The organism is Saccharothrix sp. ST-888, assembly GCF_000955975.1.
Classification (GTDB): Bacteria; Actinomycetota; Actinomycetes; order Streptomycetales; family Streptomycetaceae; genus Kitasatospora.
Genome location: NZ_JYJF01000329.1, coordinates 1 through 620 on the forward strand (window position 1 = coordinate 1; position 620 = coordinate 620).

General features: G+C 65.6%; 1 protein-coding gene and 1 pseudogene. One reads left to right on the plus strand and one right to left on the minus strand.

Annotation, left to right across the window (positions count from 1 at the left end; all coding sequences use genetic code 11):
• The coding region (locus UK12_RS43845; RefSeq protein WP_045306884.1) for a hypothetical protein at positions 1-194 on the plus strand (194 nt) is incomplete at its 5' end.
• Between the two features lie 163 nt (positions 195-357).
• Here the strand turns inward: UK12_RS43845 and UK12_RS32935 are convergent.
• Positions 358-620: pseudogene (locus UK12_RS32935) on the minus strand (DNA polymerase III subunit alpha); the annotation flags it as partial.

Sequence of the window (620 nt, forward strand, 5' to 3'; positions counted from 1 at the left end):
GTACGAGGAAATTGTCGGCCTCTCAGCTCGGTGACTGGGGGACGGCAATCAGCGGACACGCGATGCGTCTTCTGGAGCAGGGCCTGGAGGCGCCGGAGGCCCTGGAGGATGTGGACGAGATTGTCCTGGCCGGCGTCAGTCTGTTGGCGATCGGCCTGGAGAAGCGTCGCCGGGCCGAGGCGCGGGGCGACTGATAGTGGTTTTGCTCTCCGCGACTGTGCATGGCATGGGCGCACGGTTCCCCTGGCCGAGCGGGCCGGGGGAACCGTGCTTCAGAGGACAGGACTGCTGATCAGTTGAGTTCGAGGAGCTCGACGGTGTGCGTGCTGCGTCCTCCGGGGCGTACTTGGTGTGGTGTTAAAGGGTGCTCCATGCACCTGGTCCGAGCAGCGTTTTGATGTCCGAGGCGAGCCCGTTGTCCGGGTTTACCTGGAAGCCGAGCTCGTACAGGGTGTTCTTGTCCCAGTTCGTCGTGAGCAGGCGGACTGGGGTGTCGCCCGGGTGTGCCTGCAACGAGCGCTTGAGTTCGGCCACCAGCGCCGGGGTGATCTTCCCGGTCGGCACGGTGATCTGCACGGGCGGTTTCCGGCCGAGTTCGGCGGAGGAGACGTCCAGGGTGG